The sequence below is a fragment of the Candidatus Dechloromonas phosphoritropha genome (genome assembly GCA_016722705.1).
Taxonomy (GTDB): domain Bacteria; phylum Pseudomonadota; class Gammaproteobacteria; order Burkholderiales; family Rhodocyclaceae; genus Azonexus; species Azonexus phosphoritrophus.
Map to the genome: position 1 here is coordinate 706,063 of JADKGN010000001.1, position 12,668 is coordinate 718,730.

Below are 12,668 nucleotides of genomic sequence, written 5' to 3' on the forward strand. Positions count from 1 at the left end.
CCGCTACGCGGCCTGCGATTGAGCAAGGCTATCACTTATCCCCCTGTCCGAATTTCTGGGGCCGGCTCTATGTGCAATCGACGAGTCGTAGGCCATGGTTCTTGATTATCGAAAACCGCTTGGACTATTAGTGAGCTTCCCTCTGTTTTTCGTCTTCCAATCCTGCGGCATTATGCCGCCAATTCTTTCCCATGCTGACTGCTGAGCCAGTTGTTCAGGAACCGCTGTGGCAGATCGTACGCTGATTTTGGTCATTGGCCTGTGGCTTTACTATTTGAGTCGTAGGCGCGTATTCAACCGGTGGACTGCCGTAACGCCGACTGGCTGCGAGGAGCCTAAGCTCCGATCCTAACTACTATGGCTGCCCCATGTTCAAACTGATAATTGCCCCGTTGATTGCCTATCTGACCCGGCTCCGCTTTCCGGCCCTGTTCGCCATTGCCGCCGTGCTGTTCATTCTGGATTTTCTGATCCCGGATGCTATTCCCTTTGTCGATGAAATCCTGTTGGGACTGAGTGCCGCTCTTCTCGGGAGCTGGAAGAAGCGGAAGGACAAGGATTCGCCAAACGATCCGTCTGGTTGATAGCTGTAGGCCAACCGCCCTCCTTGCGTTGCATACATCTCGACACACCCTGTTGCAAGCCGTTACTTGAGTTGCGAGGGTCCGGCCAGTATCTTGGGTTCATGCGCTGAACCCCCAACAGCGTTGGCGACCGACCTCCCTCCCCCCTCCAACTCGGGCCGCCTGAAAGCCTCGCACTTCCCCCGGTGCGGGGCTTTCGTCATTTTGGGCTGACTTCCTTGCCAAATGCTCCAGAGCACTACTGTCCAGTCAAATGAGCACTCGAACTGCCGAGCGCCGTGACTGACGGGGCTTTCCAAGCGAAAAGGTGTGGTGTCGATTTGAAATCGGCGAAAAATGGCCCTTCGAAATTTTCTGAAGGGTGTTGCCATGAACGCCGGCAAGACACTGTTTTCCCAGTTGATGGATTTCCTGCCGTGGTCGACATTCAATCGCTATGTCACACGCTACAGCGGCGACAAAGGCGTTCGCACACTGAGTTGCGCCGAACAATTTCGGGTGATGGCCTTTGCACAACTGACATATCGGGAGAGCTTGCGGGACATCGAGACCTGTCTGTCGGCGCAATCCGCCAAGCTGTACCACATGGGATTTCGCGAGCCGGTACGGCGTGCGACATTGGCCGACGCAAACGAATCGCGGGATTGGCGCATCTACGCCGACTTTGCCGCGTGGCTGATTGTCCAGGCAAGAAAGCTCTATGCCAGCGAAGACTTGGGCCTGGAATTGTCGAACACCGTGTATGCGCTCGATTCGACCCCCATCGACCTGTGCCTGTCGGTATTTCCCTGGGCGCATTTCCGTACCACCAAGGCGGCGGTGAAGATGCATACGCTGCTCGACTTGTGACCAGAGGAAATCCCTGTGGGACGCGGCAGTATTCCCAGTTTTATCCACGTCTCCGACGGGAAACTGCACGATGTCCATGCGCTGGACTTGCTGACCCCGGAAGCCGGTGCGATTTACGTCATGGATCGCGGTTATGTTGATTTCGCCCGCTTGCACAGGCTGCATCAGGCGGGGGCTTTCTTCGTGACCCGTGCCAAATCGAACCTGAATTCCCATCGCGTCTATTCGGCGCCAACCGACCGCAGTACCGGTATTCTCTGCGACCAGACGATTGCCCTGGATGACTATTACACCCGGCGCGACTATCCTGCCCAGTTGCGGCGTGTTCGATTCAAGGATGCCGAGACCGGAAAAACGCTCGTCTTCCTCACCAACCAGATGATCTTGCCGGCAGCAACGATCTGCGCGCTTTACAAAAGCCGCTGGCAGGTCGAGTTGTTCTTCAAGTGGATCAAGCAGCATCTTCGAATCAAACAGTTCTTCGGTACTTCAGAGAACGCGGTCAAGACGCAAATCTGGATCGCGGTGTCGGTCTATGTGTTGGTCGCCATTGTTCGGAAAAAATTGAAGCTCGACGTTTCCCTCTACACTTTGCTACAGGTTTTATCCCTCACCCTATTCGAGAAAATGACCTTGCAGCAGGCGTTCCCGGGTGACGATTACAGATCCGGAGCGCACTCGGTTTGCAACCAATTGAATTTATTGGGAATCTAACCGGACAGTAGTGGCTCCAGAGGTCAAATGAAAGTCGATCGGCTCGCCAACATCAAACCTGAACTGGCGCTAGCGACCCTCAGCCGCCTCATGATATTGGTGTACCGGCTCGGATTATCTGGACACGGTATTGCAACTCAGGCCGCCTTTCGCAAGGCATACGCCTGACGGGCTTCGAGGGGTGACATGAAGCCCAGTTTTTCAAGACGCCAGTGATGATTGTATCGTTCCTTGAACTCGGTCACGGCGACGCGCACCTCGTCGACGTTGCGGAAGACGCGGCCGTGGATGGCCTGCTCCTTCAGCGTCCGGTTGAAACGTTCGGCGACGCCGTTGGTCTGCGGTTCGGCGACCAAGGCGAAGCTCGGCGCGCCCCCCAGAACTTGACCTGGTTGAGGAAGTCGTTGGCCGTGTATTGGGTGCCATGATCCATGCGCAACGCCAAGCCGCGTCCGGCATCGGCGCCGGTGGCGCCGAATTCGGCCAGCAGGCCCTGGGCGATCGGCTGCAAGGCCGCGAAACGGTTGCCGATCTTCACCGCATGGATGCCGACGCAGCAGGCGTCAAAGTGATCGACCGCCGAGAACACCCAGACCCAGCCCTGATCGAGCGTCTCGATGCGGATACCGTCGGTGCCCCACATCGTGTTCGGGCGATCCGTGGTGATCGTCCCATCGTGCCGTTTGGGAACGCCCTGGGGCCGACGGTGTGGCGAAAGCAGCTGATTCTCGCGCATCAGGCGCAGGATGCGGGCACGCGACACGCGGATGCCCTGGACGATGCGCAGGCGCGCCCAGACCTTGCGATGTCCCTCGCCAACGAAGGGCGACGCCGCCAGATCGGCGCGAATGGCGGGCACAAGATCCGTGTCCGGTATCTTCGGCTTGGGCCCACGGCGCATCGGAAACAGGGGTGCCACGACCCCAGCTTCCCGCGCTTGCTGGGCGTAGATTGTCGCGCGAGGAAATTGGAGCACGCGACAGACCCGTTCCAGGCCATAAGGCTTGCCTGCTCCCACGGAGGTCTCGCGGCTCATCGCGATGACCTCCGCCCGACCAAAGGGCGTTTCGCCTGCCTCTCCTTGCGCAGAATCTCGATTTCCATGACCAGTTCGCCGATGCGTCGGTTGGCATCGTCAAGTTGGGCCACCACGGGATCATGCTCGCGCTCCTTGAGGCCGGCATCGATTCCGGACAGCGCTCGATCACGCCATTTTTTCGAGCTTGTATATCGGCACCGACACCTCCCGCGAAAGCGCATCGACCGGCTCGCCGCGCAACAAGCGCAGCACCACTTCCTTCTTCCGCCCCGCCGACCAGCGCCTGATTTCCGGCGCCGCGCCGGGGGCGCTTCCAGTCGCGCTCCGCGCTCCTTCCAGCACCCCCGGCGCAACACCTCCCACTTTCACCTCATTCAGCATTTCAGCACTCCTTTTTCAGACACGATTTAACCCCAAATCTGTGTCCAGAAATATCGGGGCCGGTTCACAAGCCGCCTTCGTGCCATGATTCGGGTTAAGGAACATCAGCAACAGAGTATCGCCCGTTGGCACCCTCGCCGCCACCGAAGCAATCACTGTGCGCTCATTGGCTACGTTGGTGATATCACGCAACCCCATCAGTCTGCCGCGTGAGCAGCCCTTGGCGGCTAGGCGGCGTCGACTTAGTGGCACGGGGTGACGCTTAAATTCGGGTCTTTCTTGGTGTCGACCACGACATCGCCGCTGGCAACGTAGGAGCCCAAGCGGTGGTCTAATTACATTGTGGCGAGCGAACTGAAAACTGCCGGCGGACCCGTGGCTTCAGCCTCGCCCAGTGGTCAGAGATCATGTCGCCCTCCCCGTTGCTATCGAATTTTTATACGATTTTGCATCGCAAAATGTAGCCGCCATCCAAATTTGGTCCGGCGCGCCCCTGAAAGGACTACCTTATCTCGATCGTGACTGTCTTGCCTGATTTCCCGCCAGCGAGACGCAGCAAATCTCCGATGTCGGTATTCTGCGTCTTGAGCGCGACATCGAGTGCCGTCTCGCCGCTGCCCAGTGGCTTGTTGGGGTCGGCGCGATTGGCAAGCAACAGTTTCACGATTTCGATATGGCCACCCTTGGCCGCAACGATCAGCGCCGTCATGCCGTTCTCCGTCGCTGCATTGACGTCCGCGCCCGACTTCACCAGAAGCCCGGCAATGTCGACGTGGCCGTTGAATGCCGCATAGATCAGCGGCGTCCACCCGCTCATGTTCACTTCGGCGCCGTTGGCAACCAGCAGTTCCGCTGCCTTCAGGTGTCCGCGGAATGCGGCAAGGCGCAAGGCGGTGTCTCCAACCGCATTGCGCTCGTTGACTTTGGCACGCTTCTTGATGAGGTATTCGACAAGCTCGGTATGGCCATCCCGTGCTGCCAACATCAGCAAGGTATTGCCCTCCTTGTCGGTCGTATCGACAGAGGCGCCGCGCTCAACCAGCTTGGCGATGTCCTTGGTGTCGCCCAGTTTTGCGGAACTGATCAGGTCGTCGTATGTGGCAGCCGACGCAATCAGGGGCAATGCAGAGGCCAGAATGATAGCGAGAAGGGTGTTTTTCATGGTTGTATGGGTCGCAGGGCGTGTTTGAAAAGATTGAAAAAATTGTTGGTTGTGGCCTCGCCAACCTGTTCCGGAGACAGGGCACGCAAGCGCGCAACCTCCTCGGCAACATACCTTACATAGGCGGGTTCATTAGCCCTGCCGCGATAAGGTACCGGTGCAAGGTAAGGCGAGTCCGTTTCCAGCAGAATCCGATTGAGTGGCGTTTTCTGGGCTGCTTCCTTGATTGCCAGCGCATTCTTGAAGGTGACGATGCCGGAAAACGAAATATGGAAGCCGAGATCGAGTGCGCGACGGGCCACTTCCCAGGTCTCCGTGAAACAGTGCATCACGCCACCGACCGCGTCGGCGCCCTCCTCCTCAAGTATTCTCAAGGTATCGTCAGCTGCATCGCGCATATGTATCACGAGAGGCTTGCGCGCTCTGATTGCCGCGCGGATGTGACGGCGGAAGCGGTCGCGCTGCCATTTCGGGCGGTCCTTCTGCCAGTAGTAGTCGAGACCGGTCTCGCCGATGGCGATCACTTTCGGATGGTCGGCCAGTTCAATTAGCTTCTCTTCGCTTGGGTCTTCGGCGTCGGTGTACTCGGGATGAACGCCAACGGTGGCGTAGAGGTTGGGGTGGCTTTCAGCCAGCGCCAGAACACCGGGGAAGTCCTCCAGATTGACGCCGATACAGACCGCCCAGCCGACGCCATTCTCGTTCATGCGCCCGAGGATTTCCGGAAGGCGCCGCGACAGATCGGGGAAGTCGAGATGGCAATGGGAGTCGACCAGCATCCTCTGGATCAGAGAGTGTGAGTCGGACGCGTGGACTGCATGACGCCGCCCAGCAGACCTTCAATCTTGCGCCGCGCCTCCTGGCCACTTTCGTCGTTGTTGAAATGAACGCCGATCCCCTGGGCGCGCCCGTTCTGAGCGCCGGCCGGAGTTATCCAGACCACGGTGCCGGCAATCGGCAACTTGGCTGGATCATCCATCAACGACAGCAGCATAAACACTTCGTCGCCGATGTTGTAACTTCGCGTGGTGGGAATGAATATCCCGCCGTTGCGTAAGTGCAGCATGAACGCCGCATAGAGCGCTGATTTTGAACTGATATTGAGCGAAAGGACGCTCGGGCGCTGGGCCGGTTTGGGGTCAGCCATTGTCGTTTATTGTCTCAACAGACTTCGATAGTCCATGAACAATCCCTCCAGAAACAGGCGGGCGTTAAGAGGTTGCTCGGCTTCACGGCGACGCTTAAGGAGCAACCGGTAAGCGCGCACGAGGCGCGTGGAGGGAATCATATCAGCCAGCCCGGAGATTGTGGCCTGTTGCATGAGAAAATATCGAATCGGCAGTCCATTGCTGGCCAGAGTGAGATCGACCAGCCATTTCTGCATGGCCTCGACTACCGACTTCAGGGCAAGCTTTCCCTTGCTCTCCCGGATGATTTTGTCGAGATCGGCGGCAAGGGCGATCGGGTCAAGTTCGCCCTTCGCGGCGAGACGCCGGGTCAGAACGTCGAGCCAGCCACCCTCGTCCGCAACCGCCAGTTCGAGTGCCAGGCCTGGCGAGCCACCAGCAAGAGCGAGCCAGCGTGCGGGTTGCTTGATCCCTTTTGCTGCCAATTCCGCTTCCGCGATAGCGGTCGGCGGGATGCCGACGGGGATCAATTGGCAGCGGCTGCGGATCGTCGGCAGCAAGCGCAATGGTTCACTTGAAACCATTAAAAACAATGTACCTGGCGCGGGTTCCTCAAGTATCTTAAGAAGTGCGTTGGCGGCGTTGTGGTTCATTGCGTCTATGGGATTGATGACGATGACCTTCAAGCCGGCACGATGCGTCCCGACGTGGAAGAAATCATCGAGGGCGCGTACCTGATCGATGGTTATCTGCTGACTGGCCTTCTTTCCGCCCTCTTCCACGCCTGCTTCTTCGGCCATCGCCTGCGGCTGAAGAAGCCTAAAATCCGGGTGGTTTTCCTGCTCGAACCAGTTGCAGGCGAGGCATCCGCCGCAGAAGTGTCCGCCATTCAGCGGCTGTTCGCAGAGCAGGCTTTTCGCGAAGGCACGGGCCAGCGCAAATTTCCCCAAGCCGCGCTGGCCGACAAGCAGCAGCGCATGCGGCAATCTTTCGCGCTGCGATTGCAGGCTGGCCCAGGTTCCAGAATGGAGAGTAATAACGTTCATAAATAGATAGTTGAGACAATTTCCTCAAGTAATTTACGAATTTCATCGATGCTGCCTTGGGCGTCAATCACACGAATTCTCCCGGGCGACGAGTGCCAACGCTCAAGGTAAGCTTGGCGCACCCGTTCATGAAAATCGGCACGTTCCTGTTCGAAACGGTCAAGGACACGGCTGGCCAACGCGATGCGCTCACGCGCGACATCCAGCGGTAGATCGAACAGCAGGGTCAGATCAGGTTGTAATTGACCATGAACCCATTGTTCGAGTTGCTGCAACTTGTGACGGTCGAGACCTCGCCCTCCTCCCTGGTAGGCATACGTGGCATCACTGAATCGGTCGCAGATCACCCACTCACCTCTGGCAAGAGCCGGCTCGATCAGCTTGGCGAGATGCTCGAGCCGCGCCGCGAACATCAGCAGGGTTTCGGTTTCCAGGTCCATCGACATGCGCAGCAGCAATTCCCGCAGTATTTCGCCCAATTCCGTGCCGCCAGGCTCGCGCGTGACATGGACGGTCATCCCTTTTTGCCGCAGCAGCTCGGCCAGCCACTCGACATGGCTGCTCTTGCCGGCGCCGTCGATGCCTTCAAAGGTGATGAATTTTCCTCTCACTTGTCGCCTCTCTGGTATTGGTTGACCGCCTTGTTGTGCTCACCCAGCGTTTTTGAAAACTGGCTGCTGCCGTCGCCGCGGGCAACAAAGTACAGTGCGCCGCTGTCCGCCGGGTGGAGCGCGGCGTGGATTGCCGCCGCGCCGGGCATGGCAATCGGCGACGGCGGCAACCCGCCGCGGGTGTAGGTATTGTAGGGCGTGTCGGCCTGCAGGTCGCGCTTACGCAGATTGCCGTCGAATTTCTCGCCCAGTCCGTAGATGACTGTCGGATCTGTCTGCAGCGGCATACCCTTGCGCAGGCGATTGACGAAGACCGCCGCCACCAGCGCGCGGTCATCGGCAAGACCCGTTTCCTTTTCGATTATCGAGGCCATAATCAGTGCCTCATGGGGATTCCTGTAAGGCAGTCCCTGATCGCGCTCGCTCCAGGCGCCCTCAAGCTTCTTGCGCATCGCCCGGTGGGCGCGTGCGAACAGTTCGAGGTCGCTCGACTGTTTGTCGAAAAGGTAGGTGTCGGGGAACAGCCAGCCCTCGATCCGCCCCCCTTCGATACCAAGCCGGCCGGCAATTTCCGATTCCGGGAGGTCGCGCGTCTCATGCTTGAGATCGGGGTTCTGGTCGAGGCGCGCTCGCCACTGGGCGAAAGTCCAGCCATCGACGAGGGTCGATTCGCCCTGGGTCATATCGCCACGCGCCAGCTTGGCCAGCAATTGCTCGGGCGTGATACCCCTGTTTACGGCATAGCTGCCAGCCTTGATGGTGGTGGCGACGCCGCGCCAGCGGGCCAGAAGTGCGAAGAGATCGGGATTGATGCCAATTCCTGCTTCTCGCATCTGGGTCGCGGCGGAACGTAAGCTGCTGCCTGAAGAAATCCGGAAATCCACACTTGCGTCGCGTAATTCGATCGACGTGTTGGCCCACCAGGCAACCGCCGCGACCACGGCTGCGAGCGCGATAATCGGGAACAGGAGGAACTTGAGGAATGAACGCACGGGAACTCGCGGACTGCAACCGGGTCATGCCCGGGAGGAACGAGCACAATCGAACGAGCGATATAATAGCGCAAACCTCATCAGGAGCTTTCATGAACCCGAACTGGCGCAGTTTTCTGGAATCCGCCGAGGCCGCCTTCGCCAGCGGATCCGACGAGATTCTCAACTTCGGCGATGCCGTCAGCGAACTTGCGGCAGCCCGCAATCAGACCATACTGGTGCCCCTCACCCACCTTGGGCTGATCGAGGTTTCAGGCGACGATGCCAGGACCTTCCTGCACAGTCAATTTACCAGCGACATCAACCATCTGAGCGGTGATCAGGTGCAGCATTCCGCATGGTGCACCGCCAAGGGGCGCATGCAAGCCAGCTTTGTCGTCTGGCGCGAGGCGGATGCCTTCCATCTGATCGTTTCGGGTGATCTCGAAGCCGCTTCCCTGAAGCGTTTGCAGATGTTCGTGCTGCGCTCCAGGGTCAAGTTGCAGGCGCTGACCGAAAGTCGCCTGGTGCTCGGTCTTGCCGGTCCGCAGGCCCGCGCAGCGCTTGCGGACGCCGGCCTGCCCTGTCCGGTGACGCCGTTGACCGCGGCAATCGGCACCCTAGCCAGCGTGATCGGGCTGGAAGCCAACAGATACATCGTTGCCGTTGAGCAGCACGCCATGGCCGATCTCTGGAACAAGCTTACGCTCAAGGCGCTTCCCGCCGGATTGCCAGCCTGGCGCTGGCTCGATATTCAGGCCGGTTTTCCGCTGGTGACGGCAGCGACGAAAGATGAATTCGTCCCGCAGATGGCCGATTTCGAGAAGCTCGGCGGCATCAGTTTTCACAAGGGCTGCTACCCGGGGCAGGAAATCGTCGCCCGCACCCAGTATCTCGGGAAGGTCAAGCGTCACCTGTACCGTGTCCGGAGCGATCAGCCGCTCGCGGCCGGTAGCGATCTCCATTCACCGGATAACCCGGACCAGTCCTGTGGCAAGGTCATCAGCGGTGCGCCCTCGCCCGCCGGTGGCTACGAGGCGCTGGCGGTAGTGCAATCCAATTTTGCCGGCAACCTGCATCTTGGATCACGCGACGGTCCGAAAATCGAGGCGGTTGCGGTCAACCCCTGAAAACAGGCAAAAATGTGCTTGATCGTGATCGGCTGGCGGGTTCATCCGGACTACCCACTAATCGTCGCCGCCAATCGTGACGAATTTCATGCGCGCCCGACCGCACGCGCGGACTTCTGGACCGATGCGCCCGCCGTCATTGCCGGCCGTGACCTCGAGGCTGGCGGCACCTGGCTTGGCATGACGCGCGACGGGCGCTTCGCGGCGGTGACCAACGTTCGTGAAACCGCGGCAGCCAAGGGGCGCCATTCAAGAGGCAGGTTGACGCGGGATTTCCTTGTAGGACAGCACCGTGTGGCCGACTATGTTGGCCAGATCGACATGGACGGATATTCGGGCTTCAATCTGCTGGTCAGTGACAAGGAATCACTCTGGTATTGCAGCAATCGCAGCACAGAGTCGCTGGAACTGGCGCCGGGTGTCTATGGGCTCTCGAATCATCTGCTCGACAGTCCGTGGCCGAAACTGCTGACCGCCCGTCAGGGTTTCAGCAGGGCGCTGGCCAGTTTGCCGGACCCGGCACCGCTGTTCGCGATTCTCGCCGACGACGAGATTGTCCCCGACAGCGAGTTGCCGGATACCGGGGTTCCGCTCGAATGGGAACGGCGCCTGTCGGCGATCTTCGTGCGCTCCGAGCCCTATGGAACGCGTGCCTCGACGGTGGCGATGCTGGCCGCCGATGGCGGGATCACCTTCGAGGAACGCAGCTTCGGGCCCGACGGTCGGCCGCTTCAGTCTTCGCGAATATCAATCAGCGTGTAGGCCGGCACCAGATCGAAGAGTTCGACGATGTCGGCATTGCGCATGCGGATGCAGCCATGCGACGCCGGCGTCCCCATGTCGGCATGTTCCGGTGCCCCGTGGATATAGATGTAACGGCGCATCGTATCGACGCAGCCGAGCCGGTTTCGCCCGTGCTCGCAACCGGATAGCCACAGAATGCGCGTCAGGATCCAGTCACGCCCAGGATGCCGCTGCTCGAACTCTGGAGACCACACCTCGCTAGTGGGTCGGCGCCCAACGAATATGGTGTTCTCCGCCGCACCGGCACCGATTTTGGCCCGAATCCGGTGTCGACCGCGCGGTGTCTGAAAACTGCCCGACAATTCACCGACCCCGGCCTTGCCAGTCGAGATGTGGTACTCGCGCAGCACGCGCCCGGCATCATCGAACAGGGTCAGCAACTGGTGGGCCACCGAAATATCGATCTTCACTGCATCTTCCGGCGCCGCCCGGCAAAGAAGGCGGAAAGGACAGCACTGCATTCATCGGCCAGAACGCCGCCGAGCACCGCGGTATGGTGGTTGAGGCGCTCGACGCCGAAGAGATCAACAACGCTGCCGTGGACCCCGGTTTTGGGGTCGCGGGCACCATAGACCACGCGGGCGATCCGCGAATGGAGTATGGCCCCGGCACACATCGCACAGGGCTCGATGGTTACGAACAATTCGCAACCCGGCAACCGATAGTTGCCGAGCGAACGTCCGGCATCGCGTAGTGCGGCGATTTCGGCGTGTGCAGTCGGATCACTCTCGCCGATTGGTGAATTGAAGCCGCGTCCGACAATCTCGCCGTTCAAGACAATGACGGCGCCAACCGGTACCTCGCCGAGGCATTCAGCCGCACGGGCCAAGGAAATGGCCTCGCGCATGAAGTACTCGTCGCCGAGCACGGCGGTGGCTTGCTCGACCAATTTCATCTCACTGCCAACCGAAGCGCGAAGTGGGCAGGCAGGTCCTCCACTTGCGGTTTCATCGGCTGTGTTCCAGGCACGCGAGGCGTTCGCGCAGACGATCCATCTCATCGAGCATGTCGGCCACCAGTGCTGCAAGTTCCGGCACCGCATCGAAGTCGCGCTCGATCTGCCGCATGCGCCGGGCGCGCGCCAACTCGGCGCTGGAGAAGCGCCAGACACCAGCCACACACTCCGCATGCGGAAAGAGATCGGCCCCGATGCGCCGGAGGAGCCATTGCGGCTCCGCCGTGCAGGCCGACGCCACCTGCTCCAGGGTCAGCCAGGAATTTTCCATCAGGATGCCGTCGAAGACTTCATTTTCCTGCATTGCTCAGGCCCTCCCGCGCGGATCAAAGGCGAGTTCCTTCGCCATGGTTTCATAGAGTGCCCGCGCCCGTGGTGTGTCGGCCGGGGGCAGGACTACCTGAATATCGAGGAGCAGGTCACCCGGCGGCTCACCGGGAATACCCTTGCCGCGCACGCGCAACTGCTTGCCGCTTTGCGCGCCCTCGGGGATGCGTACCTTCAGCGATCCCCCGGGCAGATCGACCGGCACGACGGCGCCGAGCGCAGCTTCCCAAGGCGCTACCGGCAGGCTCAGATGCAGATCACGCCCCTCGGCGGAAAGGTGCGAATGTGGCCTGAAGTGCACTTCCAGCAGAAGATCGCCGGCCGGCGCACCCCCCAGGCCCGGTGCGCCCTGCCCTGCGAGGCGAATGGTCTGGCCGGCGCGAACCCCACGCGGAATTTTCACGTTGAGGGTACGCGTCCTGAGCTGGACATGCCCCTGGGCGTCGAGATCGGGCGCGCGCAGTGTGATCTGACGCGTGGCCCCGGTGAAGGCGTCCTCCAGATCGAGCAGCACCTTGGCATGATGATCCTCGCCGCGCGCCCGAAAGTGCGCGTCGTGGCTGCCGGCACGAAAGCCCTCGCCTCGTCCCATGCGGCCGAACAGTTCCGCGAAGAAATCGGAGAATTCCGCCGCTTCGCCCGGTGAAAAACCACGGCCGGAGAACTCGAAGCCGGCATCCCAGTCCGGTGGCGGACGAAAATCCTGGCCGGGAGTATAACTCTTGCCCAGCTGCTCGTAGGCCGCGCGCTTTTCCGGGTCCGATAAAACCGTATAGGCCTCGTTCACCTCCTTCATGCGCGCTTCCGCATCGGGCTCCTTCGAGACATCCGGATGATACTTGCGCGCAAGCTTGCGGAACGCTTTTTTGATTTCCTCGGCGGTGGCGTCGCGAGCCACGCCCAGCGTCTGGTAGTAGTCCTTGAATTCCATGAGCAAACCCCATATTCGGCAAGCCTAAAGCTATCAG

Annotated in this window: 13 protein-coding genes and 3 pseudogenes; 4 read left to right on the forward strand and 12 right to left on the reverse strand. The window is 60.1% G+C overall.

Annotated features, from left to right (window positions below; all coding sequences use genetic code 11):
* The first annotated feature begins 368 nt into the window (after positions 1 to 368).
* The gene (locus IPP03_03500; GenBank protein ID MBL0351772.1) at positions 369 to 584 is read left to right on the forward strand and encodes a hypothetical protein; all 216 of its coding nucleotides are present in this window, start codon (positions 369 to 371) and stop codon (positions 582 to 584) included.
* Positions 585 to 953: 369 nt separating this feature from the next.
* Positions 954 to 2,147 (forward strand): annotated as a pseudogene (locus IPP03_03505) (IS4 family transposase).
* Positions 2,148 to 2,284: 137 nt separating this feature from the next.
* Here IPP03_03505 and IPP03_03510 read toward each other — a convergent pair.
* The 8 genes and pseudogenes from IPP03_03510 to mltG form a co-directional block, all read right to left on the reverse strand.
* Positions 2,285 to 3,183 (reverse strand): annotated as a pseudogene (locus tag IPP03_03510) (DDE-type integrase/transposase/recombinase).
* Positions 3,180 to 3,567: pseudogene (locus IPP03_03515) on the reverse strand (IS3 family transposase). Before IPP03_03515 ends, IPP03_03510 begins: the two co-directional pseudogenes overlap by 4 nt.
* Before the next feature lie 502 nt (positions 3,568 to 4,069).
* A complete protein-coding gene (locus IPP03_03520) occupies positions 4,070 to 4,729 on the reverse strand; it encodes an ankyrin repeat domain-containing protein (GenBank protein ID MBL0351773.1) in 660 nt (219 codons plus the stop codon).
* Positions 4,726 to 5,508, reverse strand: a complete 783-nt coding sequence (locus IPP03_03525; protein ID MBL0351774.1) for a TatD family hydrolase — start codon at positions 5,506 to 5,508, stop codon at positions 4,726 to 4,728. Before IPP03_03525 ends, IPP03_03520 begins: the two co-directional genes overlap by 4 nt.
* Positions 5,509 to 5,516: 8 nt before the next feature.
* Entirely contained in the window at positions 5,517 to 5,876 is a 360-nt protein-coding gene (locus tag IPP03_03530; protein ID MBL0351775.1) for a PilZ domain-containing protein, read from the reverse strand.
* Between the two features lie 6 nt (positions 5,877 to 5,882).
* Positions 5,883 to 6,902 (reverse strand): DNA polymerase III subunit delta', encoded by a 1,020-nt coding sequence (holB, locus tag IPP03_03535; GenBank protein ID MBL0351776.1) that lies wholly within the window; start codon positions 6,900 to 6,902, stop codon positions 5,883 to 5,885.
* Positions 6,899 to 7,513: a dTMP kinase gene (locus tag IPP03_03540; GenBank protein ID MBL0351777.1), complete on the reverse strand. Its 615-nt coding sequence runs from the start codon at positions 7,511 to 7,513 to the stop codon at positions 6,899 to 6,901. Before IPP03_03540 ends, holB begins: the two co-directional genes overlap by 4 nt.
* Positions 7,510 to 8,505, reverse strand: coding sequence for an endolytic transglycosylase MltG (mltG, locus tag IPP03_03545; protein MBL0351778.1), 996 nt, complete (start codon positions 8,503 to 8,505; stop codon positions 7,510 to 7,512). The genes IPP03_03540 and mltG overlap by 4 nt, the downstream gene beginning before the upstream one ends.
* A 92-nt stretch (positions 8,506 to 8,597) precedes the next feature.
* On the opposite strand from mltG, the gene IPP03_03550 reads away from it, so the two are divergent.
* Together IPP03_03550 and IPP03_03555 are read left to right on the forward strand one after the other, a co-directional pair.
* The gene (locus IPP03_03550; GenBank protein MBL0351779.1) at positions 8,598 to 9,614 is read left to right on the forward strand and encodes a folate-binding protein YgfZ; all 1,017 of its coding nucleotides are present in this window, start codon (positions 8,598 to 8,600) and stop codon (positions 9,612 to 9,614) included.
* Positions 9,615 to 9,626: 12 nt separating this feature from the next.
* A complete protein-coding gene (locus tag IPP03_03555) occupies positions 9,627 to 10,376 on the forward strand; it encodes an NRDE family protein (GenBank protein MBL0351780.1) in 750 nt (249 codons plus the stop codon).
* Here IPP03_03555 and IPP03_03560 read toward each other — a convergent pair.
* The 4 genes from IPP03_03560 to IPP03_03575 are packed head-to-tail and all read right to left on the reverse strand — an operon-like array spanning position 10,346 to position 12,631.
* A complete protein-coding gene (locus tag IPP03_03560; GenBank protein MBL0351781.1) occupies positions 10,346 to 10,828 on the reverse strand; it encodes a L,D-transpeptidase in 483 nt (160 codons plus the stop codon). The two genes, IPP03_03555 and IPP03_03560, sit on opposite strands and share 31 nt — an antisense overlap.
* The gene (gene tadA / locus IPP03_03565; protein MBL0351782.1) at positions 10,825 to 11,313 is read right to left on the reverse strand and encodes a tRNA adenosine(34) deaminase TadA; all 489 of its coding nucleotides are present in this window, start codon (positions 11,311 to 11,313) and stop codon (positions 10,825 to 10,827) included. The genes IPP03_03560 and tadA overlap by 4 nt, the downstream gene beginning before the upstream one ends.
* 52 nt (positions 11,314 to 11,365) lie before the next feature.
* Positions 11,366 to 11,677 (reverse strand): MerR family transcriptional regulator, encoded by a 312-nt coding sequence (locus IPP03_03570; protein MBL0351783.1) that lies wholly within the window; start codon positions 11,675 to 11,677, stop codon positions 11,366 to 11,368.
* Between the two features lie 3 nt (positions 11,678 to 11,680).
* Complete coding sequence (locus IPP03_03575) at positions 11,681 to 12,631, reverse strand: DnaJ domain-containing protein (protein MBL0351784.1); 951 nt, start codon at positions 12,629 to 12,631, stop codon at positions 11,681 to 11,683.
* Positions 12,632 to 12,668: the final 37 nt, after the last annotated feature.

Bases quoted from the DNA above. Each gene is read 5' to 3' on its own strand.
- IPP03_03500 (MBL0351772.1), top strand. From the start codon at position 369: ATGTTCAAACTGATAATTGCCCCGTTGATTGCCTATCTGACCCGGCTC.
- IPP03_03520 (MBL0351773.1), bottom strand. From the start codon at position 4,729: ATGAAAAACACCCTTCTCGCTATCATTCTGGCCTCTGCATTGCCCCTG.
- IPP03_03525 (MBL0351774.1), bottom strand. From the start codon at position 5,508: ATGCTGGTCGACTCCCATTGCCATCTCGACTTCCCCGATCTGTCGCGG.
- IPP03_03530 (MBL0351775.1), bottom strand. From the start codon at position 5,876: ATGGCTGACCCCAAACCGGCCCAGCGCCCGAGCGTCCTTTCGCTCAAT.
- holB (MBL0351776.1), bottom strand. From the start codon at position 6,902: ATGAACGTTATTACTCTCCATTCTGGAACCTGGGCCAGCCTGCAATCG.
- IPP03_03550 (MBL0351779.1), top strand. From the start codon at position 8,598: ATGAACCCGAACTGGCGCAGTTTTCTGGAATCCGCCGAGGCCGCCTTC.
- IPP03_03555 (MBL0351780.1), top strand. From the start codon at position 9,627: ATGTGCTTGATCGTGATCGGCTGGCGGGTTCATCCGGACTACCCACTA.
- tadA (MBL0351782.1), bottom strand. From the start codon at position 11,313: ATGAAATTGGTCGAGCAAGCCACCGCCGTGCTCGGCGACGAGTACTTC.
- IPP03_03570 (MBL0351783.1), bottom strand. From the start codon at position 11,677: ATGCAGGAAAATGAAGTCTTCGACGGCATCCTGATGGAAAATTCCTGG.
- IPP03_03575 (MBL0351784.1), bottom strand. From the start codon at position 12,631: ATGGAATTCAAGGACTACTACCAGACGCTGGGCGTGGCTCGCGACGCC.